Source organism: Enterobacter sp. KB-280D8, from assembly GCF_041399405.1.
Taxonomy (GTDB): domain Bacteria; phylum Pseudomonadota; class Gammaproteobacteria; order Enterobacterales; family Enterobacteriaceae; genus Enterobacter; species Enterobacter cloacae_N.
In genome coordinates this window covers 14,667-40,694 of sequence record NZ_JBGKEC010000012.1, presented here as the reverse complement: position 1 = coordinate 40,694, position 26,028 = coordinate 14,667, and the positions used below count along the sequence as shown (strand labels likewise).

Here is a 26,028-nt window from a genome sequence, read left to right as displayed (position 1 = left end):
TTTATTTTTGTCATTCGTAGGCCCGGCTGGCGCAGCGCCGCCGGGCATGATGCGGAGTGCTACACGCGCCCGTAACGATCCTGGAAGCGCACGATATCGTCCTCTTCCAGATACGAGCCGGAGCGCACCTCAATTAAGTCGAGAGGAATTTTCCCCGGGTTTTCCAGACAGTGCGTGGCGCCCAGCGGAATATAAATGGACTCGTTCTCACCCAGCAGCTTCACTTCGCCGTCGATGGTCACTTTGGCCGTACCCGCCACCACGACCCAGTGCTCGGCGCGGTGATGGTGCATCTGCACCGACAGCCCCTCGCCCGGCTTCACGGTGATGCGCTTCACCTGATAGCGGTCACCCGCGTCGATGGAGTCATACTTACCCCACGGACGGTACACTTCACGGTGAATGTGGTGCTCGTGACGGCCATCGGCCTTAATCTTCTCCACCACTTTTTTAACGTCCTGCACGGCGTTACGGTCGGCAATCAGCACGGCGTCTTTGGTCTGGACAACCACCAGATCCTTCACTCCGACCGTGGTCACCAGGCCGGACTCGGCGTAAACGTAGCTGTTTTCGGTTTTGTGGCTAATCACATCGCCGTGATGGACGTTACCCTCCGGGGTATGGGCGCTGATCTCCCACAGGGAGGACCAGGAGCCTACGTCGCTCCAGCCCGCATCCATCGGTACAACCACGGCGTCAGCCGTACGTTCCATCACCGCGTAGTCAATGGACTCTTCCGGGCAGGCGAGGAAAGCCTCTTCATCCACGCGGATGAAGTCGAGATCCGGATCCACCACCGCCATCGCTTTCTCGCAGGCGCTCAGAATATCCGGGCGGTATTTACGCAGCTCTTCCAGGTAGCGTCCGGCACGGAACAGGAACATCCCGCTGTTCCAGTAATACTCACCGCTGGCGACATACGCCTGCGCGGTTTCGAGATTCGGTTTTTCAACAAACTGCGCCACGTCAAAGGCCACGCTGTCGCCTTCACCCGGCGTTACGTTGCCGCGACGGATGTAGCCGTAGCCGGTTTCCGGCAGGTCCGGCACGATGCCAAAGGTCACCAGCTTGCCGCTCTCGGCGTAAGGAATCGCCGCACGCACCGCGTCGCGGAACGCCTCTTCCTGCTGGATAACGTGGTCTGCCGCCAGGACCAGCATCAGCGGGTCGCAGTCAGGACTGCTGCGTTTTGCCGCCAGCGCCGCCAGGGCGATCGCGGGCGCGGTATTGCGACCGGCAGGCTCCAGGATGATGTTTTCCGTGAGCTTATTCAGCTGTCGCAGCTGCTCGGCAACAATAAAGCGGTGCTGTTCGTTACAAATCACCACCGGGCTTTCACACTCCACGCCGTGCAAACGGTTTACCGTGGTCTGCAGCATGGTGAGATCCCCTTTAAGACAGAGGAACTGCTTTGGATAGAGCACGCGGGACAGCGGCCACAACCGGCTACCAGAGCCACCAGCCATCACAACCGGATACAAAGTGGTTTGACTCATGATTTATCCCCGTATATCTGCAATAAATTGGCTCAGCACGTTCTCTTTCTCGAGCGTGCGTTCGGCATATTCACGTGCCACCGTGTTCACTTTTGGCATGGCGAGTGCCTGCTCAATGCCGGTAACCAGCGCCGGAACCGATTCCGGCTCCACGCACACGGCAATTCCCGGATAGCTGTCACACAGCTGGCCTAATTCTGTTTCGGTCTCTGCCGTAATCACCGCATTGCCGCCCACTGCCAGAATGTTGGTCAGCTTGGACGGCAGCACCGCGTCCGCGGCGCCGCGTTTTTGCACAACCAGATGGCAGTCGCCCATCTTCAGCAGCGCAGGTAATGCCTCGTAAGACTGAAGCGGGAAAAATTTCACGTTGGTCAGGCCGCGTTCCCCGGCCATTTTTTCCAGCCGCGCCTTTCCACCGCCCTGCCCGACAATCACAAACGTCCACGGCTGTTCACTCAGCAGTTGGGCCGCTTCAATCACGCTCTCCAGCCCCTGCTTTTCGCCGATGTTGCCTGAGTAAAGAATGATTTTTTGATCTTCAGGCAAACCGAGCTGCGCGCGCAGCGCCTGAGCGTCTTGCTCTGTCACATCGCGAAAACGCGCCACTTCGGACCAGTTCGGGAAGAAGATCACCTTCTGGGCCGGAACGCCCTTCTCCTGCGCCTTGTTCATCATCGAGCGCGAGATGGTCGAGACGTAATCCACGTTGTGCAGGCCGCTGCGCTCAAAGGCGCTGGCGAGCTTCGCCACCTTGCCGCCCTTGCCTTTGCCTGCCATCCCCAGGCCCAGCATGGCGTCCACTTCGTAATCCTGAATGTGCAGCAGGGTGCGCGCACCGGAGAGTTTACCCAGCAGGCGCATGCCCGGCGTGCAGAACAGCGTCGGCACCACGCCGATGATGCGATCCGGCTTCCAGCGACGCTGCGCCATCAGCGGGAAGAAGCTGCTCAGGGCAAAGCTGCCCAGATGAAGTAACCGTTTCAGCGTCGAAGGCTGCTTCGGCACGTAGAGCGGGCAGCGCCAGACGGTCGCTGCTCCCTCTTCACGGCGATAGCGCCAGCTTGAGTAGCGCTCCCCGACTTTCCACTCCGGGTAGTACGGCGGCGCGGTAATGACCCGCACGTCATGTCCCTGGCTCGCCATCCACTCGACCATCTCGCCGGTGTATTTCCCGATGCCGGTTAGCTCCGGCGAGTAGTTGATTCCGTACACTAAAATTTTCATAAGCCCGGCACTCCGGACTGACGATCGGCCAGGAAATAGGCACGGCTGTTGTCATGCACATTGTCGCTGGCCAGCAACGCCTCTGGCGTCTGCCAGCGGTAGTCGTCATGCTGAGAATCAGGCAGACGCAGGTCTGCCTCACTCACCTTCAGGCGGAACCCCAGCACGATGTAGTGCGTGGAGAACCCGGTGCCTGAAAAGTTATCGTCATAGAAGTGCTGCCAGACCCCGTAAAACTGGCCCGCTGCCATCGGCAGCTGCAGGCCCAGCTCCGCCAGAGTGAGACGCTCAAACGCATCGCTGAGCGTCTCATCCTTCTGCACGCGCCCGCCGGGCACGAACCAGAAGCCCTGTGCAGGACGGTTGGTTCGTTTTCCCAGCAAGAACTCGCCGCGTTCGTTCTCCACGATCAAATCAATCGAGATGAGCGGAGTGGAACGCACCACCGTGGCAAAATCTTCCTGACTTAAAAACATCGTTACCCCCGGAAGCGGTGCTGGTTTTCCAGGAACCACTGGTAGGTGCTGGCCAGCCCCTGCTCCAGTGACACCTCGTGATACCAGCCCAGCTGATGCAGACGGGTCACGTCCAGCAGCTTGCGCGGCGTGCCGTCCGGTTTAGTCGCGTCAAACACCACGCGGCCCTTGTAGCCCACCACCTGCGCGATGGTTTGCGCCAGCTCGCGAATAGTGCAGTCCACGCCGGTACCCACGTTGATGTGCGACAGCATCGGCTCGGTGTTCTCCTGCCATACCTCGCGATCCAGTTCCATCACGTGAATGCTGGCCGCAGCCATGTCGTCCACATGCAGGAACTCGCGCATCGGCGTCCCGCTGCCCCACACCACCACGTCCGGCGCGTTCTCGGCGGTCGCCTCGTGGAAGCGGCGCAGCAGCGCCGGGATCACGTGCGAGTTGCTCGGGTGGAAGTTGTCGTGCGGCCCGTACAGGTTGGTCGGCATCACCGAGCGATAGTCGCGGTTGTACTGACGGTTGTAGGACTCGCACAGCTTGATCCCGGCAATTTTGGCAATCGCGTACGGCTCGTTGGTTGCTTCAAGCGTGCCCTGCAGCAGCTCGCTCTCGGCGATCGGCTGCTTCGCCATTTTCGGGTAAATACAGGACGACCCGAGGAACAGCAGCTTATTCACGTTGTGCAGGTGCGCCGCGTGAATGATGTTGCTCTCGATCATCATGTTCTCGTAGATGAAATCCGCCGGGTAGGTGTTGTTAGCGACAATGCCGCCCACCTTCGCCGCCGCCAGATACACCTGATCAATGCGTTCGTTCGCAAAGAAGTCCTGTACCGCACGGCTGTCGAGCAGGTTCAGCTCGTCACGCGTGCGGACAATCACCTCTACGTCACCGCGCTGTTCCAGCTGGCGAACAATCGCGGAACCCACCATTCCGCGATGACCGGCGACAAAAATACGTTGTTTTGTCATTCTCAGGACTCCAGCGCGATGGCAACCTCGTAGCCATGAGACTTGAGCAGGGAGTGTTTTTTCGCTGCTTCAAGATCTTTGGCCACCATCTCGGAAACCATCTCCTGCAGAGTGGTCTCTGGTTTCCAGCCCAGCTTCTCGTGCGCTTTGGTTGGGTCACCCAGCAGGGTTTCTACTTCAGCAGGACGGAAGTAGCGCGGGTCAACCTGCACAATTACGTCGCCTGGCTTCACGCCCGGCGCGTCGTGGCCGGTCACGGAAACAACGATACCCTTCTCTTCCACGCCGGTGCCTTCGAAGCGCAGCTTGATGCCCAGCTGTGCCGCGGCCATTTCAACGAACTGACGCACGGAGTACTGCACGCCGGTTGCGATAACGAAGTCTTCTGGCTGTTCCTGCTGCAACATCATCCACTGCATTTTCACGTAGTCTTTCGCATGGCCCCAGTCACGCAGGGAGTCCATGTTGCCGAGGTGCAGGCAAGACTCCAGACCCTGCGCGATGTTGGCGATAGCGCGGGTGATTTTGCGGGTCACGAAGGTTTCGCCGCGGCGCGGAGATTCGTGGTTGAACAGGATGCCGTTACAGGCGTACATACCGTAGGATTCACGGTAGTTCACGGTGATCCAGTAGGCGTACAGTTTTGCTACCGCATACGGAGAGCGCGGGTAGAACGGCGTGGTCTCTTTCTGTGGGATTTCCTGCACCAGGCCGTACAGCTCGGAGGTGGATGCCTGGTAGAAGCGGGTTTTCTTCTCAAGACCGAGGAAGCGGATAGCTTCCAGCAGACGCAGAGTACCCATGGCGTCAACGTCAGCGGTGTATTCCGGAGATTCGAAGGAAACCGCTACGTGGCTCATCGCGCCCAGGTTGTACACTTCATCCGGCTGCACTTCCTGCAGGATACGGGTCAGGTTGGAGGTATCGGTCAGGTCGCCGTAGTGCAGGTGGAATTTCGGGTTCGCCGCGTGCGGATCCTGATAGATGTGATCGACACGCTCGGTGTTGAATGAAGACGCACGACGTTTAATACCGTGCACTTCATACCCTTTTTCCAGCAGCAGTTCTGCCAGGTAAGAACCATCCTGCCCGGTAACGCCGGTGATGAGAGCGACTTTAGACATGTTTTATTCCTCTACTTATGAATTTAATCAGAGCCGTTAAGTAGGCTATCTTTTTTGTCATTTTGAACGTGGGCTGTGCTCGAAATCCTCACGTACCTAAGTACGTTCCGGTTTCTCCGCGCAGTCCGCGTTCAAACTGCCTGCAACGATTACGCCTACTTAACAAGGCTCTTCGTTTCAACGCGTTCGCGTATCACCACTGCGGGGTTGCCACGGCAAACTTTATTTGCCGGTAGCGATTTAAAAACGCTGCTGCGGGCACCCACTACCGTGCCATCGCCAACAGAAACACCCGGTGCAACAAAAACATCCGTTGCCAGCCAGCATTTTTCGCCGATCGCAATAGGCGAAGCGGTAATATCAAAATGCGGGCTCATAAAGTCGTGGCTGCCGGTGCACAAATAACATTTCTGTGAAACCACCGAATTTGCGCCAATCGTAATCTCGCCCAGGGTATATAGCACCGCGTCATCCCCAACCCATGCGTAATCCCCAAGCGTTAATTTCCACGGATAGGTAATTTTCACAGAAGGTCGGATGACTACGTTTTTTCCTATTTTTGCGCCAAACAGGCGCAATAAAAAGGCTCGCCAGCGGTACAGTATTTGCGGCGACCAGGCAAATAAGGTTGCCTGAACCGCCCACCACAGCTGTACCTTAATACCGTTCCCGCCCCGAAAACCTTTCGGTACGGAGAAACCTTTTAAATCCTGCATTGCGTTTCCTTATATTCAGGCTTTGTTATATAAGGTTTTCGTTTTGCCCGTGGTACGCAGGCGTAATAAATAAGACAATTCCGCCCAGAATCCCGGCACGCGTAATATTTGACGCTGCACGTTTTTTGCGTCCTGGCATAATTCCAGATTATTTGACGTTGACACGCCGCCCATCGAGAATTCAGACACCAGCCCTTTAATTCGACGGAAAGGGTAACCTGATTTATACAGGCTGGCGGCCAGCGCATAATCAGATGACACCTTGTACTGCAAATCGTAAGGCTGTTTTTTCAGACCTTTTACCGGGAAGAAAATGGCCTGATGGCTGGCGGGCAAACTGTGGTAGATATACCAGCCTGGCTTCGCACTACGGCACACTTTATGTCCGTCACCAAAATCGAGCAGCGCATCGCCAATATACATGGCATCCTCTTTCTGGCGCGCCAGCTGACGGGCAAACAGCGCCACGTCGTCGTGGAAAATATCGCCGGAATTGAGGAAGATGGCATAACGGCCCTGGGCCATATTAATGCCTTTATTCATCGCATCGTAGATGCCTTTATCTTTCTCGCTGATGTAGCGTAAGTTGAACTCACCGTTGAGTTTTTCCAGAAACTCCGCCGTGCCATCGTTCGAGCCGCCGTCGACCACAATCCACTCAAAGGTGAGGCTCGGATCGCGCGCCAGGTTGCGCAGCGAGCGCCAGGTTTTTACTACCCCTTCGTAATTACGAAAAGCGACAGTAATGACGCTAAGAAACATAAATCACCTCATTTCGTCATACGTTCGTAATATTAAGCGCCTTGCGCAAAATAAACGGACAGACAATCAAGAAAGCATATTCCGGGCTAAATATTGACCCGGTAAAAAACAGCGACACCGGCGTAAAAAGATAAAGCTGCACGCGAAAGTTCTGGTTATCACCAAACGCGTTGATCATCATTTTGAAAACTTTAAACAGATACCACAACGTCAACAGTACGGCGAACCATGAAAAATAAATAATTAACAGATACAGACCATTGTCTATGGTTTTACCGACATCCGCACCGTTAAAGATTCCGAATGATGCAACATATTCATAAAGTGAGCCGAATCTTACTACACCATCAATATGGGTTAAGGAATAACCCACCATCACCAGCGGACCAATGATGCGATAATAGGACGATGACCCTTCCGTTCCCAAATCTCCCAGACGTTCTGAGATGTACGGGAAGGCAAATATCACGCCGACCATAAATACCGTCAGGGAGATAATCGCCAGCGGCAGTTTTTTCTTAATCGCATCTTTGTTCAGGTACTGGAACGCCCACTCCAGCAGGTAAAACAGGATAAACGTCATTACCCCTGAGAACGATCCAGACAGAACGATTCCTGCAAGAATCATAGCATCGGTCTTAGGCGTTTTGATACCAAACTGTTTGATGCTGAGCCAAATTGAGATTAACGCCAGAGCGAAAAACGCTGGTTCAAAATAGAGCGCCGTCGTACGCTTCCCGCCAAACTTAATGAAGTTCAGCACATAGCTGTTACTGTAAATGAGATATTTCGAAATTATCTCCATCAGGCTGCTGCCACCGGTCAAAATAATTTGCGCCATTTCCAGGGCGGCAAGCATAACAATTAACGCAACGACAATATAAAAGAACCTGAGGATTTTCCTATAATTGTGCGGTGAAATAGTTTTGAAGCGAATACTCCAGACCATGCCAATAATAATGACGATATAAACAAACAGCATGGTCGACGTGACGTATTTACTGGCATCCAGCGACTGGCCAAAGATGTAGTTAAACAGCGTCAGGCCCGTGCCCAGCCCCAGGGCAATCATCAGCTTCTTCAGGTTGATTTTATCGACATACAGCAGAAGCAGAACGGGCAGGAAGGTCACGATGGTTATCGGGAAGCTTTCGCCGAGCTGGGCAATTTTGACGTTGACCAGCAGGTAGATCAGCGGCAGCAGCAGATAACTACAGATTCTGATAGAACGAGACATACTCCTCCAGCATCTGTTGTCCACTGTAGGCCTTGCGGCTGTGGTTGCGGAACGATTCCAGGTCAGTGCCAAAAACGGCCTCGGCGATCTGCGCCTTCGGCAGCTGCACCAGCGGCAGGACTTCCTGCTCCGCGAAGGTTTTCCCGCCGGATTTTTCCAGCACTTCACGCGCCGCATCGCTGTGGGTGGCAATCACCGGCACGCCGATGGAGAGCGCTTCGCAGAGGATCAGCGGGTAGTTATCCACACGGGAGCTGAACACCAGCGCGTCCATACCGTTGAGGGCGCTCATCAGCTTGCGCTTGTCGGTCTCAAACCCGTGGTTCACCACGTTGGCCCCTTCGAACGGGGAAAACTTGCCGAAGGTATGAAGCTCGATCCTGTCACCCAGCGCCATCATGTCGCGCACCAGCTGCTGGTTGGTTTTACCGTCGTAACGCAGATCGTGCGCAACGATGGCGATTTTCGGTTTACCCGCGGTGTCCGCCACCGGGGTCAGCTCGGCCAGGATGGCTTCCGTCGCCACGTCGATGCCGTTATTGATAATCTGACAGCGCCCTGCCCCATACAGGCTGTTGAAGGCATCGGCTACGTGCTGGCTCGGGGAGATAAACGTGCAGCCGAGCGAGAGCATGTCGCGGAACAGCTGGCGCTTTCCGTCTACCAGCTGATGCGCGCGATCCACCTTCACCGGCGGGTAATTGCTTAATGTCGGGCATTTCTGGCAGTTATCTTTCCAGCCTTCGCAGCCGTCGGTAAACGCGCAGCGTCCGGTCACGCTCCAGTGATCGTGCAGCGTCCAGACGAAGCGAGTGTCAGGCTTGTGGGCCTGCACCTTCTGACAAAACGCCACCACCTCTTCCAGATTCAGCCAGTAGCTGTGCAGCACGTGGAAATGCAGCACAACCGGACCCGATGTACGGGTCACGGTGCGATAAAGACTGTTGAGGTTACCAAACAGATCGCGGTTAAACAGGCGGAACAGCGCAATGTTGGCAACAGAGGTCAGACGCGGCGTGTGCTTGTGCACCTGCGGATAGTTATCGTGGCTGACGCTTTTTTTGCCGCCTTTGCCGTAGCCGTAAATAAAACGAGACTGGAGTCCTTTTTGCAGCGCGCGCTGGTGCAGATCCAGCGCCACGCCTGCCGCCCCGCCTTCTGCGAGGCGCACGTTAAATTGCAGAATGTTCATTTAATCACCTTCACGCGGGCTTTCTCTCCCACCACCAGCGCGTTATCGGGGATGCTGTCCAGCACAACGCTGCCCGCCCCGATCGTCACGTTGTTACCTATCGTAATGTCGCCAATAACCACCACGTTCGCGCCCAGCTCGACGTTGTTGCCGATGACCGGGCAGGCCAGGCTGTCAGGCCCACGGTTGCCAATGGTGACTCCATGACGAATGGTGAAATCATCTCCGGCGACCACGAACTTGTTGATCACCACCGCATAGCCGTGATGGATGGTAAAGCGGCGGCCAATGGTGGCCGCAGCCTGAATCTCATACCCAAAAAAGCATTCGGTGATGATGCGGTACAGCACCAGCACGGGGGCCGCCCAGATGTTGTTCAGTACATTTTTCTTGCGCCACACCGAGCAAAAGTGCGCGATGCGGTACGCCAGAACCATGCAGCACGGGCGCAGGCTCCAGCTGTTTGCGCGGCAATCTTCCAGAAACATTATTTCCCCCGAAGCCCGTCGGCCAGACGCTTGCCGTTACGCACGGAGAGCAGCGTCAGCAACGTGCGCCAGTTCATGCGCTTGTTGCGGATCTGATACAGGGTAAAGAGCTGATATTTACGGCTGGCACGGTCAAACTTGTCCTTGTGCTTGCGGTAAAAATGGAAATAGCCGGAGAACTTCTTCGGCGAGGAGGTGATCTGCATCTCCCCGTGGTTGATGTGCAGGATCTGCGTGGCCTCTTCCACTTTCCACGGCTCGCCGTATTCCACCACCATGCGCAGGAAGATATCGTAATCCTGCGCGGCCTTCAGTTCGGTATCGAACAGGCACTCTTTAAAGCGCCACGCCCAGGTAAATACCTGATTGCCGATAATGTTGCGCTTGTAGAACAGGCGGCGAGAGTACGGTGATTTCGGATACAGCGGCAGGCTGGCAGGCTGCGAATACACCTCGCCCTGACACACGTAGTCGTTGGCATACAGAAACGCGTGCGTAACCAGCTGCTCTTTATGCGACAGGAAGACGGACAGGCGGTTCGGCGTCCATTCGTCATCGTCGTCGATGCCGGTCAGATACTGCCCTTTGGCCTGCATAATTGCCTGATTACGCACCGCACAGGCCCCGGAGTTGATGGCGTTGTGCGTGTACATCACGCGCGGGTCGTTGAGATCGGTAACAAATTTTTGCAGCTGTTCATACGAGGAAGAACAGTCATCCACGACGATCAGTTCCCAGTTATCGTAATCCTGACGTAAGACCGACTTGATTGCGCGGATCGCCAGCTGCTGACGGTTCCATGTCGGCATATAGATAGAAATCAAAGGGCGTTGTGTGGTCATCTTTTCCTCCTACCCCTCACCCCGGCCCTCTCCCCTGAGGGGAGAGGGTGAAAGGCGGCACCGGACAGTTCCCTCTCCCCTCAGGGGAGAGGGTTAGGGTGAGGGGGGGTGTTTTGTTATTTACTGTCAGACTTGTATTCGTACTCGTAATAGCCGTAATCCTGGTACCCGGTCGCGCGGCGGAAGATGGAGTTCAGAATGACCCCTTTCACCTCAATCCCGTTCTGCTCGAAGCGGCTCAGGCTGGTTTCCACTTCTTTCAGGGTATTCACCGCATAGCGTGCCACCATCAGCGTGGTGCCCGCATGGCGCCCCACCACGGCCGCATCGGTCACGGCCAGAATCGGCGGCGTATCGATCAGCACCAGGTCATAGTGTTTGCTCGCCCACTCAATCAGCTGGGTGAAGCGTTCGCTCATCAGCAGTTCAGACGGGTTAGGCGGCACCTGACCACGTGGGATCAGGTCGAATCTCGGAATCGAGGTCGGCTTGGCGCTCTGGCTAATCTCCCCCTGACCCAGCAGGATTTCCGACAGACCGTTCACGTTGTTGGTGCCCAGCAGCTCGTGGGTGTAGCCCTTACGCATATCGCAGTCGATCAGCAGCACGCGCTTGTTGGTCTGGCTGACCACGGCCGCCAGGTTGGCGCACACAAAGGTCTTACCGATAGACGGGCTGACGCCGGTTAACATCAGTACGTTGTTTTTAGCCTGCATCATGGCGAAGTGCAGGCTGGTACGCAGGCTGCGTATCGCTTCAATCGCCAGGTCGGTTGGGTTACCCACGGCCAGCAGCTGGCTCTGTTTGTAACGCTTAACGCCCTTGATGGTCTTGACGCTGTCACGGGATTTTTGCCACTCGGAGAGCGGGATGCTGGCGTAAACGTTGATCCCATTCTCTTCCAGCACCTGCGGGCTTTCGATGCCGCGGTTGAACAGCGAGCGCAGCAGCACGCCGACGATAGAGAGCATCAGGCCAAGAATAATGCTGCCGAGAATAATCAGCGCTTTCTTCGGCTTCAGCACGCCAGGCTGGGTAATGGCCGGGTCAACGATGCGCACATCACCCACGGTGCTGGCCTCGGTGATTTTCAGCTCCTGCTGTTTGTTCAGCAGTTGCATGTAAACCTGCTGTCCGGACTCCACGTCGCGAGTCAGGCGCACGATCTCCTGCTGCGTTTTCGGCATCGCGGTCACGCGGTCGTTCAGCTTCGCCTTCTCCTCTTCAAGGGTACGGCGTTTTTCCAGCAGCGTGCGGTAAGCCGGGTGGCGTTTGGTGTAAAGCTTGGAAATCTCCGCCTCTTTGAAGGTCAGCTCGTTGAGCTGCGCATCAATATTCACCATGGAGTCGAGAACCGATTTGGCCTCCAGCGGCAGGTCGACGGAGTCTTTATCCTGACGGAAGGCGTTCAGCTTGTTCTCGGCATCGTCCAGACGGGCACGCACTTCCGGGAGCTGTTTAGAGAGGAACGCCAGGCTTTTCGCCGCTTCCGCCGACTTGCGCTCGACGTTCTGCTCAAGGTAGTTGCGGGTAATGCTGTTCAGGATGTCGCGGATTTGATCCTTATCTTCACCGGTAAAGGTCATGCTCAGCACGCCGGTGTCCTTACCGTTTTCAGTGACGGTCAGGTTATTTTGCAGATTGTTGATCATGCCCAGCGTGGAGAATTTGGTGACGGTAAATTCCCCCCCCTCCTGAGCGTTGATGGCGGTGACCATCATGCTAACGCCATCTTTGGTCAGCATCTGCCCCACTTCGCCGCGCGCGCTAAAGCCCGCATCGCTGGTCAGCTGATACTGTTTCGGGCCAAGCACCGTCAGGGTAAAGGTTTGATCCCCTGCCCCTTTCGGCAGCACAAAGTCAGTCACCTTCACGGTGTCATTGCTGCGCCCCATCAGACGATCCCAGCCGGCACCAAAGATCGGGAACGTATTTTTGGTGACGGAGATGTCAAGGCCGAGGTCGTGAACCGTTTTGCCCAGTACCAGACGCGACTGGATCAGCTGAATTTCAGCGTCGGACGCCGGCGGCTTGTTCGCCAGCGCGGAGCCGATATCCTGCACCAGCGAGTTGCCGGTGTTCTGTTCAATCTGTACCAGCGCGTCGGCGCTGTAGATAGGCGTCGCAAAGAGCGTATAAATAACGGCCGCCGCGGCAAAGACGGCGGTAATGCCAAGCACCCACCACTTTGCCTCGATAACCGTGCCGACCAGGCGACCAATATCAATTTCATCACTGCCCGAAGTCGGGGCGGCAGAAGGTTTTGTTTTTTCTGTCATTGTTATCCCTGCTGAGCTTTCAGTGCCTGCGCCCACTGTTGGGCAGACTGGTCAAGTAAGGTGTAAACCGCCTCGAAGGCCTCATGGCTTTTGCGATACGGATCGGGAATTTCGCGTTCATTGTCCCAGTGACCAAACAGCATCACCTTGCCGCGCATCTCCGGAGCGATATCGCATAGCGCATGAATATGGCGTTTTTCCATTGCCAGAATCAGGTCATACTCCCGGCACATGCGGCCGGTGACCTGGCGGGCGATATGCCCGTCAAGAGAGAGGTTATGATCGCGGGCCACGCTCGTTGCGCGCTCGTCGGCACCTTTGCCCACCAGCGCGCCCAGCCCTGCGGAATCGACCGTTAACTCAGGCTGGTACTGTTTCAACAGCCGTTCAGCCGTGGGGGAACGGCAAATGTTCCCCACGCATACCACCAGAATTTTGTTAAACATCGCGGATTACCAGGTATGAATGTCGCGCGCCGTATCCGTCATGTAGCGAACGCCACTGATGGTTGGCAGCAACTGGTTGATCAGACGGTTCCAGCGGGCAACCGGCGCGGTGGTGACGTACACCACATCGTAAGGCTGGAGACGGAACTCCGTCGCCATCACCAGAGACGTCGCATCGGACATATCCAGCTGGTAGATGTTGGCAATTTTGCCCTTCGCACTGCCTTCACCTTTCAGCGGACGGATGACGAAGATACCGGTCGCATTGGACGTGGTCAGATCGATACCTTCCGCATTACCCAGGGCTTCGGTCAGAGTCATGCCGCTGAAGTCCATTTTGAGGGTGCTCTGTTTCTTCACTTCACCCATCACGAAGACTTTCAGATCGTCGTTGCGCGGTACGTAGAGAATATCGCCCGGATAGAGCAGGCGGTTCTGGGTCAGGTCGCCGTTTTGCATCAGCGCCTGCAGCGAAATGCGCTGCTCTTTGCCGTTGTGGGTCAGCACCACGTTGCGCCAGTCGGCTCCGTCGGTTAGGCCGCCCGCGGCGTTAATGGCGTCCAGAACAGTGAGCGGAACGTTGGTGATGGCCTGCTGGCCGGATTTGTTCACCTGTCCGGAGATATAGGCTTTTTGCGAGCGGAATGCGGCGATATTAACGTCCACCTGCGGGTCGGCAATGTACTGCGCTAAGCGGCCGGTAATATCACTACGGATTTCGGCGAGCGTTTTCCCGGCGACATGCACTTTACCAATGTACGGATAGAACATGGTGCCATCTGACTGTACCCAGTTCCCGGTGTCGCTTGAGCTGCGGTACTGGCCCGCTGGCGTGGTCAGTTCAGGGTGATCCCAGACGGTCACGTTGATCACGTCGCCCGGCCCCACGCGATACTGATAGGAGGCAATTTCCTGGTCCAGAGACATATTCGGCTGGGCAACATTCGGACGTGGACGTAATTGTTCGACCAGACGTGGCGTAAGTGGATAAACATTCACCATTTTGTCGAGATCAAAATCGGCATCCTGTTGCTTGATCACATCCTTACCCATTGTTGACATATTGCTGCCGGGAAAGACCGTGCAACCACTCATCAAGGTCACAGACACCAATAATGGCATCAATTTCATTTTGGATTTCATCATTGATTATTTATCACTTTGGCAGAGTAATTATCCTGTGCAATTTAAATAAGCTTGAGACGTATTGGGTTTCAGCATGCAGTTAATCAAATAGAAATATAACTGGCATCAGTCCTAAAAAAAGCTTATTCATCCATTGGCTATTGACAGAATAATCGAGGCTGATTCACACGCTTTCAGGCACGCTACCGCCCTTGGCTTTCAGTTACCAATCCACTGACTAAACAATGTGTTATGGATAGACACCCTCTTGAGTAAGGTCTTCTGGCAATATTTCAGCCGCTTGAAATACACAGCGGATAATGAATGACCATTCCGAAGACCAAAACAATAATAGCAACAACAAGATTTAACATTTGATGCTGGGAGAATTGTTGCAGCTAACCTAATAGCAGGCAAGGAGACAACTGTCCTAATATCTGTTTTTAAGATTAATATTAAGAGCAAAGTTTTGACCTTTTAGGATTTTCTTTATATTGACAAAAAGAGAGCAAATATCATTACCTGCGATATATCCTAAAATGTTTTCATAATAATAAAATATGCGTATTTCGCTTATTTACACCCACCTGAGATTGCTCTCTTTTTTACGCTTCGTATTAAGAGAAATCTCAGCCCGACATTGCATTTTCCCCCAGCTTTATCCATGATCGAAGTGTGACATTCGTCATATAACAGAAGGTATTGCTATTACTATGGAATGGATTGCCGATCCATCAATCTGGGCCGGGCTGGTGACGCTGGTCGTCATCGAATTAGTGCTCGGGATTGATAATCTGGTCTTTATCGCCATCCTCGCTGAAAAACTGCCCCCTTCCCAGCGCGACCGCGCGCGCGTGACGGGTCTGCTGCTGGCGATGGTGATGCGTTTACTGCTGCTGGCCTCTATCTCCTGGATGGTCACGCTCACTCAGCCTCTGTTCTCCGTTCGCGGTCTGAGCTTTAGCGCCCGCGACCTGATCATGCTCTTCGGCGGGCTGTTCCTGCTGTTCAAAGCCACGGTGGAGCTTAACGAGCGGCTCGAAGGCAAAGACAGCGAGAACCCGACCCAGCGACGTGGGGCAAGATTCTGGCCGGTGGTGGCGCAAATTGTGGTGCTCGATGCCGTCTTCTCTCTGGATTCGGTGATTACCGCCGTCGGGATGGTGGACCATCTGGCCGTCATGATGGCTGCGGTGATCATCGCCATCACGCTGATGGTGATGGCGAGCAAAGCGCTGACCCGCTTTGTGAACAGCCACCCGACCATCGTGATCCTCTGTCTCAGCTTCCTGTTGATGATCGGCTTCAGCCTGGTCGCCGACGGCTTCGGGTTCCATATTCCGAAAGGTTACCTGTACGCCGCCATTGGCTTCTCCGTCATGATTGAAGCGCTCAACCAGTTGGCGATATTTAACCGCCGCCGGTTTCTCTCCGCGAATCAGACCCTGCGCCAGCGCACGGCCGAAACCGTCATGCGCCTGCTGAGCGGCAGGAAAGAGGATGCCGAGCTGGACGCCGAATCCTCCGCCCTGCTTGCCGATCACAGCGACGGGCAGATCTTTAACCCACAGGAGCGGCTGATGATCGAGCGGGTGCTCAACCTCAATCAGCGCACGGTGAGCAGCATCATGACTTCCCGGCATGACATTGAGCATATTGACCTCACGGCACCGGAAGATCGGGTCCGCGCCCTGCTGGATAAGAATCAGCATACCCGCGTGGTAGTGACCGGCGGTGAAGAGGAAGAGGAGCTGCTGGGCGTGGTGCACGTTATTGACCTGCTCCAGCAGCAGCTTCGCGGCGAGCCGCTCAACCTGCGCGCGCTGGTGCGCCAGCCGCTGGTCTTCCCGGAAGGGCTACCGCTGCTCTCTGCCCTTGAGCAATTTCGTAACGCGCGCACGCACTTTGCCTTCGTGGTGGATGAGTTTGGTTCGGTGGAAGGGCTGGTCACGCTCAGCGACGTGATGGAAACCATCGCCGGTAATCTGCCAAACGAGGTGGATGAGATTGATGCCCGCCACGACATCCAGAAAAACGCGGACGGCTCGTGGACGGCCAACGGCCACATGCCGCTGGAAGACCTGGTGCAGTACGTGCCGCTGCCGCTGGACGAAAAACGGGAATACCACACCATTGCCGGCCTGCTGATGGAGTATTTACAGCGCATCCCGCAGACCGGGGAAGAGGTTCAGGTGGGCGACTATCTGCTTAAAACCCTGCAGATTGAAAACCATCGTGTGCAGAAAGTGCAGCTTATTCCACTGCGGGATGAGGAAGAGCTGGATTTTGAGGTATAGATAAAACAAAACGGCAACCAGGTTGCCGTTTTAGGGTTTGCTCCCTCTCCCGTGGGAGAGGGCTGGGGTGAGCGCATCAGGCCGCACTGGCAGCCGGGTAAGGCGTAGCCGCCACCCGGCACCACGAACCTCAAAGCTTATCCAGCAGCTTCTTCACATCCTTGCCATTCTGGGAATCTTTGTTACGATCCGCCCAGCTGTTAAGCCGACGTTTCGCTTCATCCTGCAGATGCTTACGCAGGATCTGATCCACCTGAAGGCTGTAGTTCAGCGCCTGCCATTTGCCGTATACGCTAAGCGGAACCGGTGTCTCTTTAAGGAAATCAATCAGCTTGCTTTCGCCCTGCCAGCCGGAAAGTACCCGGACGTTAAAGCGCGTGTCCGCCGTCTCTTTGACCAGATCCAGCGAGCCTTCTCCGGTTAACGACAACATGGACGAGGTTCCCTGCATCCCGGCAAGGGTCAGTATCCCGTTATCCAGCGTCAGATCCGTGGTGAAGCTGTCGAGGCGCGTTGCGCTGTCGTAGTTTTCCTGCGCTTTAACATCGCTGCTGCGCTCCACCGCCTGCTGGACAAGCTGCTGGAAGTTGAGCCCCTCCATACGGGAATCTTTCAGGTCAACGTGCGCTTCACCCTGCCACTCCCGGCGGAAGGCGTTGGCATCAATTTTGGTGCCTGAGAAATCCCCCGCCAGCGTTAACTGCCCCGTCAGGGATATCGGATAGTTAAAGGCTTTGAGGATGCTGCCAATCTCAACGTTGTCGAGACGCGGCTGGAATTCAGCGCTGGCAACGTCCTTACGCACGTCCAGCGTTCCTGGCAGCGAAAGATGCCCTGCCCCCATTTTGCCGCTCAGTTCGGAGATCGCCAGCAACCCGTTGTGGTTGAACATCTTGCCGCTCACATCGGTAAAATCAATGCCGCGCCAGCGCACGCTGTTGGCTTTCAGCGCAATATCGGCGGTGAAGCCGCGCAAAACGTTATAGTCAGGCTGTTCAAGGTTAGACGAGATAACCGGACGCGACACCGGTGACTGGCTTTGCCCCGTCTGGGTCGCATCGCTGTCCGTTGCGCTTGCCGGCAGCGGTGGCAGGATGTTCTCCAGGTTGAGCTTGTCAAACTGCAGGTTCAGCACCCACTTCGGCTTTTCGTCAAGCGTGACGCTCGCCTGCCCCTTCAGGCTGCTGTCGTTGGCCTGCAGATTGAGGTTATCCAGCGCCAGCTGTTTTTGTTCTTCGCGCCATACGGCCTGCAGCGTCCCCTGTCCGGTGATCCCCTGGGTAGGGAGATCCGCCCCCGTCAGCTGCCAGTTAAGCTGCTGGATGTCAGCCGTGAGCTGATGCGGGTAGTCCGACGCATTCACATTTGCATTCAACGAGAGGGTCAGATCCCGCTGGTCGCGATTCACCCGTCCGCTAAATTCCAGCGACGCAAGATGGTGTTCATCCTGCTCCATCTGCAGGTTGATGTTGCGAACGGTGACCTGCTCCTGATCCTCATGCTGGAACACCAGCACGCTATCGGCAACTTTCAGTTTGCCTATATCAAACGACCAGCCCGTATCGGACGGTTCATCCGGTAAGGTATTCTCGCGCGGCGCGACCGGTGCATTCGCGTCGCGCACGGCTTCGGTTTGCGGGGTAAGCTGAATGACCGCGCCCTTCAGCATCACCTGGTTAACCTGCAGCTGATGGGAAATAAGCGGGATCAGCGCCACGTCAAGACGCATGTTGTCCGCAGAGACCAGCGGCTGTGCGGCGCCCGGTGCGGTTAACGACATGCGGCCAGAGAGAATGCTGAGCTGTGGCCAGACGTGCCAGCGCAGCGGCCCGTCAAGCTTCAGTTGGTAACCACTGCGTGCCTCGACCTGCCGCACCATATAAGCGCGGAAATCATTCGGGTTAACCAGCAGAACCAACGCCGAAAGGCCAGCAACCAGCACCACCAGCAAAATCATCAGCGTTGTCAGAACTCTTCTCATGGCATCCTCAGTGGACTAACGATCAGTCTTTATCAATACGGCTGGCAACCGCACCCTGCTGGTCGCGGTATTTTGCGTCCTGGCGGCGGTTGTAGGGCCTGTCTGCCGGGCCTGTCAGCGGTTCAAAGCTTAACGCACCAATCATCATTCCAGGGCGCAGCGCCAGCGGCAGTTTGCCGGCGTTGAAGAACTCCAGCACGATACGGCCGGACCAGCCTGGGTCGATACGGTGCGCGGTGACGTGAACCATCAGCCCCAGGCGGGCCAGAGAAGAACGGCCATCAAGCCAGCCGACGAGATCCGCAGGCAGGGTCACGGATTCATACGTCACCGCCAGCGCCAGTTCGCCTGGATGCAGATAAAAAGCTTCGCCTTCGTCAATGACGATTTCATCACTCATAACGCGATCGAGCGCGGCGCTGACTTCATCCTTCGGCCCGCTGAGGTCGATGAACGGCGCAGTGTGGCCACTAAATGTGCGGAATTTATTCCCCAACCGTACATCAACGGTCACCCCATTGATACGCTCCACCGGGGGACGCGGGGTAATAGACAAACGGCCTTCATCCAGCCAGGCTTCAATATCGCGATCGCAAAGACGCATGGCACTTTCTCCTTTCATGCATCGTACCCTGAGGCCTTAAACACTCAGGGTAAAACCAGGTTATCTCTGAACGGTACACAATTCGCGCGGCTTATTCAAAAAACTGACTGATTTTCGCTTTTAAGATATCAATCGCAATGCGGTTTTTGCCCCCGCGAGGGACGATGATATCGGCGTATTGTTTGGATGGTTCAATAAACTGCAGGAACATCGGACGGACCGTTTTCTGGTATTGCGCCATGACGGAGTCCATCGAACGGCCGCGCTCGTTAACGTCACGCTTGATGCGGCGCATCAGGCAGATGTCCAGCGGGGTATCGACGAAGATGGAGAAGTTCATGGATTCGCGCAGGCGGGCGTCGGTCAGGAGCAGGATGCCTTCAAGGATAATGACCTTCTTTGGCTCGATGCGGATCGTTTCCTGGGTGCGGGTGTGTTCTACGTAACTGTAAACGGGCAGTTCAATAGCCTGGCCGCTCTTGAGGGCTTCTAAATGCTGGAACAGTAAACTGTGATCCATCGCATTCGGATGGTCGTAGTTGGTTTTTACGCGCTCTTCCATCGACAGATGGGATTGATCTTTGTAATAGCTGTCTTCGGGAATGACGCCGATGTGCTCATCACCTACTTGTTCACGCAGTTCGCGATAAAGCGTACTGGCAATTAGACTTTTACCTGAAGCCGATGCGCCGGCGATGCCTATAATGACGCACTGATGAGACTTATCAGTCATAAATTTAGCGACCTGAATAACCTGGATGTTAAGGAAGGACGACGCCGGAGCGTCAAACGCGGCAATTATAGGGATTTCGCGGGCGTGATACCAGTCGAATGCGCAGGTTCTGCGAGACAGGCTGAAAAGTGGCGCATTGCTCCCTGAAAGAAATTTTAATGACCGTTTTTTCAGCGTTTAACAGGAATTTTTTAGCGAGTAACTATTTAATAACTCTATGATGTCAAATTATGAGCAGCCGCCATATGAATTGTAAATTGTTTGTACTAGCATAAACCAAATTATCAAATTCACTCGTGCGCACTTCTCTCCTGACGGCATGGCGTCTCTGGATAAAGCGGTAATGAATAAACAATACCAGCGGGTTTTGGTTACCACCCCACATCCTTTATTGCGACTTGTCTGTCTGGGCCTGGTCACCTTTATCTTTACCTTATTTTCGCTGGAGCTCACCCGCTTCGGTACCCTGCTGGCGCCGCTCTGGTTTCCCACCGCCATTATGATGGTGGCGTTTTACCGCCATGCAGGAAAAATGTGGCCCGGGATCGCCCTGGCCTGTTCGTTTGGCAATATTCTGGCCTCGTGGATGTTGTTCTCCTGGGCATCGATAAACCTCACCTACACTGCAATAAACGTTATTGAGGCCGTCATCGGCGCCGTATTACTGCGCAAGCTGCTTCCGTGGTATAACCCGCTGCAAAATTTAAACGACTGGATCCGCCTGGCCATTGGCAGCGCGCTGGTGCCGCCGCTGGTGGGCGGTATTCTGGTGACGTTTCTGGTCCCCGGCCCTGAGCCGCTGCGTAATTTCATCGTCTGGGTGTTGTCCGAATCCATCGGCGCGCTGGCGCTGGTGCCTCTTGGACTGCTGTTTAAATCCCATTACCTGCTCCGTCACCGTGACCCGCGATTACTGCTCGAAACGCTGGTTACCATGGCCGTGACGCTGGCCCTCAGTTGGGCTGCCATCACCTGGCTGCCGTGGCCCTTTACCTGCGTGATCGTATTGCTTATGTGGAGCGCCGTGCGCTTGCCGCGGATGGAAGCGTTCATGGTGTTTCTGGTTACCGTGATGGTCGTTTCACTGATGATTGCCCATAACCCTTCGGCGCTGACCACCCAACATGCCGGGCCGATGATGAACGCGCCGTGGCTGCCGTTCCTGATGCTGCTCCTTCCCGCTAACGTGATGACCATGGTGATGTATGCCTTCCGTGCCGAGCGCAAACACATCACCGAAAGCGAAGAGCGCTTTCGCAATGCGATGGAGTATTCCGCCATCGGTATGGCGTTAGTCAGCATAGAGGGCCAGTGGCTTCAGGCTAACAAGGCACTGTGCAACTTCCTCGGTTACAGCCAGACCGAGCTACAGTCGCTCACCTTCCAGCAGCTGACCTGGCCGGAAGATTTGCATACCGACCTGGAACAGCTGGAGCAGCTGGTCAACGGCGAGATCAACACCTACACCCTCGAAAAGCGCTATTACACGCGCAACGGGGAAGTCGTCTGGGCGCTTCTGGCCGTCTCCGTCGTGCGCCATGCCGACGGCTCACCGCTCTATTTTATTGCCCAGATTGAAGACATTAACGACCTGAAGCAGACCGAGTGGGTCAACAAGCGTCTGATGGAGCGCATTACGCTGGCCAACGAAGCGGGCGGCATCGGCATCTGGGAGTGGGATCTGCAGCCTGACATCATCAGCTGGGATAAGCGGATGTTTGAGCTGTATGAAATTCCGCCGCACATCAAGCCCACCTGGCAGCTCTGGCACGACAGAATGTTGCCAGAGGATCGCGCCCATGCGGAGCAGGTGCTGCGGGATTCTCTGGTCTCTCGTCTGCCGTTTAAGCTTGAATTCCGTATCCGCGTGAAGGAAGGCGTACGCCATATTCGCTCCCTGGCAAACCGGGTGCTGAATAAAGAGGGTGAAGTGGAACGTTTACTCGGCATCAACATGGACATGACCGAGGTGAAGGAGCTTAACGAAGCGCTGTTCCAGGAAAAAGAACGTCTGCACATCACGCTCGACTCCATCGGCGAAGCGGTGCTCTGCACCGATATCGACATGAACGTCACCTTTATGAACCCTGTCGCCGAGAAGATGAGCGGTTGGCTGCAGACCGAGGCCATCGGCCAGCCGATCCTGAAGGTGTTACACATCACCTTCGGAGAACGTGGACAGTTGATGGAGAACATTCACAGCGGCGATATTTCACGCTCCGATATCGACCAGGACGTGGTGCTGAACTGCCGCACAGGCGGATCGTTTGATATTCACTACAGCATTACGCCACTCAGCACCCTTGATGGGCACAGTATTGGCTCGGTTATCGTTATTCAGGACGTGACCGAGTCGCGCAAAATGCTGCGTCAGCTGAGCTACAGCGCGTCGCACGATGCCCTCACCCACCTGGCAAACCGGGTCAGCTTCGAAAACCATCTCAAACGACTTCTGCAAACCGTTCGTGAGACGCGTCAGCGTCATGCGCTGGTCTTCATCGATCTGGACCGCTTCAAAGCCGTCAATGATACCGCAGGCCATGCGGCGGGGGATGCCCTGCTGCGGGAACTCTCCTCCATGATGCTAACCCTGCTTCGCTCCAGCGACGTGCTGGCGCGCCTGGGCGGCGACGAGTTTGGGCTGCTGCTGCCGGACTGCAATATTGAGAGCGCGCGCTATATCACCGGTCGCCTGATCCATACCATCAATGACTATCACTTTATGTGGGAAGGCCGCCTGCATCGGATTGGGGCCAGCGCGGGTATTACGCTGATTGATGAACATAACCACCTGGCGTCAGAGGTGATGTCGCAGGCGGATATTGCCTGTTATGCCTCGAAGAACAGCGGTCGCGGCATCGTGACGGTATACGAACCGCAGCAGGAGCGAGATCTGAGCGCGCGCAGCATGATGTCGCTGGACGAACAGTGGCACATGATTAAAGACAATCACCTGATGATGATCGCCCGCAGCGTCGCCTCCCCGCGCATACCGGAAAGCTGTAACTTCTGGCTGATTTCGCTACGCCTGTGGACCAGCCAGGGTGAAGTCCAGGAGGAGCACGCCTTCCGTTCTGGCCTCGCGGAGCCTGAGCTGCTGCACGCCCTCGACAGACGAATCTTTGGTGAGTTTTTCCGCACCTCTGCTGCACAGGTTGCCCGTAAAGGGATGGGGATAGCTCTGCCGCTTTCTGCGGCCGGTTTAGCCAGCGTGACACTTGTCGATGAACTTCTCGACCTGCTCGAAAACAGCCCTATGCCGGGCCGTCTGCTGCATCTGGTCATCGCAGCCGACGCGGTGTGTAACCCGGATGAGAATCTGCAGCGAGGGTTACAAAAGCTTCGCCAAGCGGGCTGCCGGGTGATCTTCAGCCAGATAGGGCGCGACATGAACGTCTTCTCCCACCTGAGCCCGAACATGGCCGATTATCTGATGCTGGACGCCGAGGTGGTGAGCAACGTGTATGGCAATCTGATGGATGAGATGATGGTGACCATCGTTCAGGGCCACGCCCAGCGTCTGGGGATGAAAACCATCGCGGGCCCCTGTAACCAGCCCATCATGATGGATACGCTTTCCGGCATCGGCATTGATTTTATCTATGGCGACACCATCGCCGAGCCGCAGCCGCTGGATCTACTGCTCAACACCAGCTATTTCGCCATCAACTGACGGCTTCCAGCCGTCGGTATACCAGATGTGCAGCAGCGCGTAGGAGCGCCACGGCTGCCAGCGCTCGGCGTAACGCCGAATCTGCGCGGGCGTCATCCCGGCGAAGCGTTGCTTAATCAGATAATCATCCGGAAGAAACACATCTTTCGCCTGCCAGCCACGCAGGGCCAGGTAATTTGCCGTCCAGCGCCCGATGCCCGGCCGCTGCTGTAGCGCCTTCATACCTGCCTCAACGTCCTCAGGCGGCGTCAGCGGAAACGCCCCGTCGACGACCGACTGCGCCAGATGAATCAGCGACTCCGCGCGTTTTACCGGCATCCCGAGCGCTTTGAGCGCTAACGGATCGGCTGAGGCCAGCGCTTCCGGGGAGGGAAAGCAGACATAACCCGGTGCATCCTTCACCGGCTCCCCGCTCAGGGCGACCACGCGGGAAGCCAGTTTCGCCGCCATCGCCACGCTCACCAGTTGCCCGAGGATCGCCCGGACGCCCTGCTCATACGCATCCATCGCCCCCGGCAAACGCAAGCCGGGCCGGGCAGCGCCGAGATCCCCCAGCGTATCCGCGACCTGCTGCGGGTTGCAGGCAAGGTCGAACAGGCGTGCGATGCGTTCAAGACACGTCTGCGCAACCGGAACTAACCCCGGGCTGAGCGTCACGGTCAGCGTATGGGTGGCGATCTCCGGCGTCACGCGAAATATCCCCTGATGGCCGTCGCAGGCAAAACTGCGCTCATAGTAGTCGTGCGTGACGGTTTCAATGCCCGTCACCGCACGCGCGCCGAGAAAGCCAAACATCCACTGCCAGTCGTAAGGGGGTTGCCAGGTCAGGGTATACATCGCTGCTCCTTTTTTATTGTTATCAGCATAAACGGAAAGCCCCTGTTTTGCCTTGCTTTCATATTCCTGTTGTCGGCGGACAGGCATTCCGCTAAAGTCTCGCCCCTTCTCACCGGCATGGGGATTAATCGTGTTTATTGGATTTGACTACGGTACGGCAAACTGCTCGGTTGCGATCATGCAAAACGGACAGCCGCAGCTCCTGAAAATGGAAAAAGAGAGCACGCTGCTGCCGTCAATGCTCTGCGCGCCGACGCGTGAGGCGGTAAGCGAATGGCTGTTCCGCCACCATCAGGTTCCTGCTACCGCAGCGGAAACCCAGGCGCTGCTGCGCCGTGCGGTCAGCTTTAACCGCGAGGAGGACATCGACGTTACGCCCTCCAGCGTGCAGTTCGGCCTCTCCTCGCTTGGTCACTATGTTGAAGACCCGGAAGAGGTCTACTTTGTTAAGTCACCGAAGTCCTTCCTCGGCGCCAGCGGCCTGAAGCCGCAGCAGGTGGCGATGTTTGAAGACCTGGTGTGCGCGATGATGCTGCATATTCGCAATCAGGCGCAGACGCAGGTCTCCGATGCGATTACCCAGGCGGTGATTGGCCGACCGATCAACTTCCAGGGGCTGGGCGGCGACGATGCCAACCAGCAGGCGCAAGGGATCCTTGAACGCGCGGCGCACCGGGCAGGCTTCCGCGACGTGGTGTTCCAGTATGAGCCGGTTGCCGCGGGGCTGGACTTTGAAGCTACGCTGGCTGAAGAGAAGCGCGTGCTGGTAGTGGACATCGGCGGGGGAACCACCGACTGCTCGCTGCTGCTGATGGGGCCGCAGTGGCATACCCGTCGCGATCGTGAAAACAGCCTGCTCGGGCACAGCGGCTGCCGCGTAGGCGGTAACGATCTGGATATCGCCCTGGCATTCAAGAGCCTGATGCCGCTGCTCGGCATGGGCGGTCAAACGGAAAAAGGGATTGCCCTGCCAATACTGCCGTGGTGGAACGCGATTGCCATCAACGACGTCCCGGCGCAGAGTGATTTTTACAGTACCGCGAACGGTCGCTTCCTCAACGATCTGGTGCGCGACGCGCAGGATGCCGAAAAAGTCGCCCTGCTCTATAAAGTGTGGCGTCAGCGCCTGAGCTACCGCGTGGTGCGTACTGCGGAAGAGAGCAAAATCGCCCTTTCGGATCGTGCTGAACATGCGGTGTCCTTGCCGTTTATCAGCGAGGAGCTGGCCACCTCGATTTCGCAGGAGGGGCTGGAAACGGCGCTTGCCCAGCCGCTGCAGCGCATTCTGGAGCAGGTGCAGCTGGCGCTGGAGAACGGCAAAGAGAAGCCGGACGTCATTTACCTGACCGGGGGGAGCGCCCGTTCGCCGCTGATCAAGAAAGCGCTGGCGGAACAGTTGCCGGGCATTCCGATTGCCGCTGGGGATGACTTTGGCTCCGTTACAGCAGGGCTGGCGCGCTGGGCGCAGGTGATGTTTAGCTAGTGCGGTTGCTGTGCGGTCTGGTGCCCTCACACCGGCCCTCTC

Annotated in this window: 21 protein-coding genes; 3 read left to right on the top strand and 18 right to left on the bottom strand. The window is 56.2% G+C overall.

Going from position 1 to position 26,028, the window contains the following annotated elements; genetic code table 11:
- Window positions 1–59 precede the first annotated feature (59 nt).
- The 14 genes from cpsB to AB8818_RS20610 all read right to left on the bottom strand — a co-directional run bounded on the left by cpsB (window position 60) and on the right by AB8818_RS20610 (window position 14,399).
- Window positions 60–1,496, bottom strand: a complete 1,437-nt coding sequence (cpsB, locus tag AB8818_RS20675) for a mannose-1-phosphate guanyltransferase (RefSeq protein WP_021241455.1) — start codon at window positions 1,494–1,496, stop codon at window positions 60–62.
- Window positions 1,497–1,499: 3 nt separating this feature from the next.
- Window positions 1,500–2,723, bottom strand: coding sequence for a colanic acid biosynthesis fucosyltransferase WcaI (wcaI, locus tag AB8818_RS20670; RefSeq protein ID WP_166711721.1), 1,224 nt, complete (start codon window positions 2,721–2,723; stop codon window positions 1,500–1,502).
- The gene (locus AB8818_RS20665) at window positions 2,720–3,199 is read right to left on the bottom strand and encodes a GDP-mannose mannosyl hydrolase (RefSeq protein ID WP_163330198.1); all 480 of its coding nucleotides are present in this window, start codon (window positions 3,197–3,199) and stop codon (window positions 2,720–2,722) included. Before AB8818_RS20665 ends, wcaI begins: the two co-directional genes overlap by 4 nt.
- 2 nt (window positions 3,200–3,201) lie before the next feature.
- On the bottom strand, window positions 3,202–4,167 hold the full coding sequence (locus AB8818_RS20660; RefSeq protein ID WP_024908102.1) for a GDP-L-fucose synthase: 966 nt from the start codon (window positions 4,165–4,167) through the stop codon (window positions 3,202–3,204).
- 2 nt (window positions 4,168–4,169) lie between these two features.
- On the bottom strand, window positions 4,170–5,291 hold the full coding sequence (gene gmd, locus AB8818_RS20655; protein ID WP_003863514.1) for a GDP-mannose 4,6-dehydratase: 1,122 nt from the start codon (window positions 5,289–5,291) through the stop codon (window positions 4,170–4,172).
- Between the two features lie 155 nt (window positions 5,292–5,446).
- The gene (gene wcaF, locus AB8818_RS20650) at window positions 5,447–6,007 is read right to left on the bottom strand and encodes a colanic acid biosynthesis acetyltransferase WcaF (RefSeq protein WP_192984960.1); all 561 of its coding nucleotides are present in this window, start codon (window positions 6,005–6,007) and stop codon (window positions 5,447–5,449) included.
- A 15-nt stretch (window positions 6,008–6,022) separates the two neighbouring features.
- Window positions 6,023–6,769, bottom strand: a complete 747-nt coding sequence (gene wcaE / locus AB8818_RS20645; protein WP_116338796.1) for a colanic acid biosynthesis glycosyltransferase WcaE — start codon at window positions 6,767–6,769, stop codon at window positions 6,023–6,025.
- A 16-nt stretch (window positions 6,770–6,785) separates the two neighbouring features.
- A complete protein-coding gene (wcaD, locus tag AB8818_RS20640; RefSeq protein WP_192984958.1) occupies window positions 6,786–8,006 on the bottom strand; it encodes a colanic acid polymerase WcaD in 1,221 nt (406 codons plus the stop codon).
- Window positions 7,981–9,198 (bottom strand): colanic acid biosynthesis glycosyltransferase WcaC, encoded by a 1,218-nt coding sequence (gene wcaC / locus AB8818_RS20635; RefSeq protein ID WP_192984956.1) that lies wholly within the window; start codon window positions 9,196–9,198, stop codon window positions 7,981–7,983. Before wcaC ends, wcaD begins: the two co-directional genes overlap by 26 nt.
- On the bottom strand, window positions 9,195–9,686 hold the full coding sequence (gene wcaB / locus AB8818_RS20630; RefSeq protein WP_116338792.1) for a colanic acid biosynthesis acetyltransferase WcaB: 492 nt from the start codon (window positions 9,684–9,686) through the stop codon (window positions 9,195–9,197). The genes wcaC and wcaB overlap by 4 nt, the downstream gene beginning before the upstream one ends.
- Complete coding sequence (gene wcaA / locus AB8818_RS20625) at window positions 9,686–10,528, bottom strand: colanic acid biosynthesis glycosyltransferase WcaA (protein ID WP_116338790.1); 843 nt, start codon at window positions 10,526–10,528, stop codon at window positions 9,686–9,688. Before wcaA ends, wcaB begins: the two co-directional genes overlap by 1 nt.
- A 116-nt stretch (window positions 10,529–10,644) precedes the next feature.
- Window positions 10,645–12,807 carry a tyrosine-protein kinase Wzc gene (gene wzc, locus AB8818_RS20620; protein WP_163330201.1) on the bottom strand — a complete coding sequence of 721 codons (2,163 nt, stop codon included), beginning with the start codon at window positions 12,805–12,807 and terminating at the stop codon, window positions 10,645–10,647.
- Window positions 12,808–12,809: 2 nt separating this feature from the next.
- On the bottom strand, window positions 12,810–13,253 hold the full coding sequence (gene wzb, locus AB8818_RS20615; RefSeq protein ID WP_116338786.1) for a low molecular weight protein-tyrosine-phosphatase Wzb: 444 nt from the start codon (window positions 13,251–13,253) through the stop codon (window positions 12,810–12,812).
- A gap of 6 nt (window positions 13,254–13,259) precedes the next feature.
- Entirely contained in the window at window positions 13,260–14,399 is a 1,140-nt protein-coding gene (locus AB8818_RS20610) for a polysaccharide export protein (protein WP_014170829.1), read from the bottom strand.
- Window positions 14,400–15,091: 692 nt separating this feature from the next.
- Here AB8818_RS20610 and AB8818_RS20605 point away from each other — a divergent pair.
- Window positions 15,092–16,675 carry a TerC family protein gene (locus tag AB8818_RS20605; RefSeq protein ID WP_116338784.1) on the top strand — a complete coding sequence of 528 codons (1,584 nt, stop codon included), beginning with the start codon at window positions 15,092–15,094 and terminating at the stop codon, window positions 16,673–16,675.
- A gap of 130 nt (window positions 16,676–16,805) precedes the next feature.
- On the opposite strand, the gene asmA is transcribed toward AB8818_RS20605, so the two are convergent.
- The 3 genes from asmA to udk all read right to left on the bottom strand — a co-directional run bounded on the left by asmA (window position 16,806) and on the right by udk (window position 19,993).
- On the bottom strand, window positions 16,806–18,656 hold the full coding sequence (asmA, locus tag AB8818_RS20600; RefSeq protein WP_163330202.1) for an outer membrane assembly protein AsmA: 1,851 nt from the start codon (window positions 18,654–18,656) through the stop codon (window positions 16,806–16,808).
- Window positions 18,657–18,678: 22 nt separating this feature from the next.
- Window positions 18,679–19,260, bottom strand: coding sequence for a dCTP deaminase (gene dcd, locus AB8818_RS20595; protein WP_020883257.1), 582 nt, complete (start codon window positions 19,258–19,260; stop codon window positions 18,679–18,681).
- Window positions 19,261–19,351: 91 nt separating this feature from the next.
- The gene (gene udk / locus AB8818_RS20590; RefSeq protein ID WP_008500855.1) at window positions 19,352–19,993 is read right to left on the bottom strand and encodes a uridine kinase; all 642 of its coding nucleotides are present in this window, start codon (window positions 19,991–19,993) and stop codon (window positions 19,352–19,354) included.
- 343 nt (window positions 19,994–20,336) lie between these two features.
- Between udk and AB8818_RS20585 the strand changes: the two genes are divergently transcribed.
- Window positions 20,337–23,666 (top strand): diguanylate cyclase, encoded by a 3,330-nt coding sequence (locus tag AB8818_RS20585; RefSeq protein WP_233002606.1) that lies wholly within the window; start codon window positions 20,337–20,339, stop codon window positions 23,664–23,666.
- On the opposite strand, the gene alkA is transcribed toward AB8818_RS20585, so the two are convergent.
- On the bottom strand, window positions 23,631–24,503 hold the full coding sequence (alkA, locus tag AB8818_RS20580; protein WP_371200006.1) for a DNA-3-methyladenine glycosylase 2: 873 nt from the start codon (window positions 24,501–24,503) through the stop codon (window positions 23,631–23,633). The genes AB8818_RS20585 and alkA overlap by 36 nt on opposite strands.
- Window positions 24,504–24,633: 130 nt before the next feature.
- Between alkA and yegD the strand changes: the two genes are divergently transcribed.
- Window positions 24,634–25,986, top strand: a complete 1,353-nt coding sequence (gene yegD, locus AB8818_RS20575) for a molecular chaperone (protein ID WP_371200005.1) — start codon at window positions 24,634–24,636, stop codon at window positions 25,984–25,986.
- The last annotated feature ends 42 nt before the right edge of the window (window positions 25,987–26,028 follow it).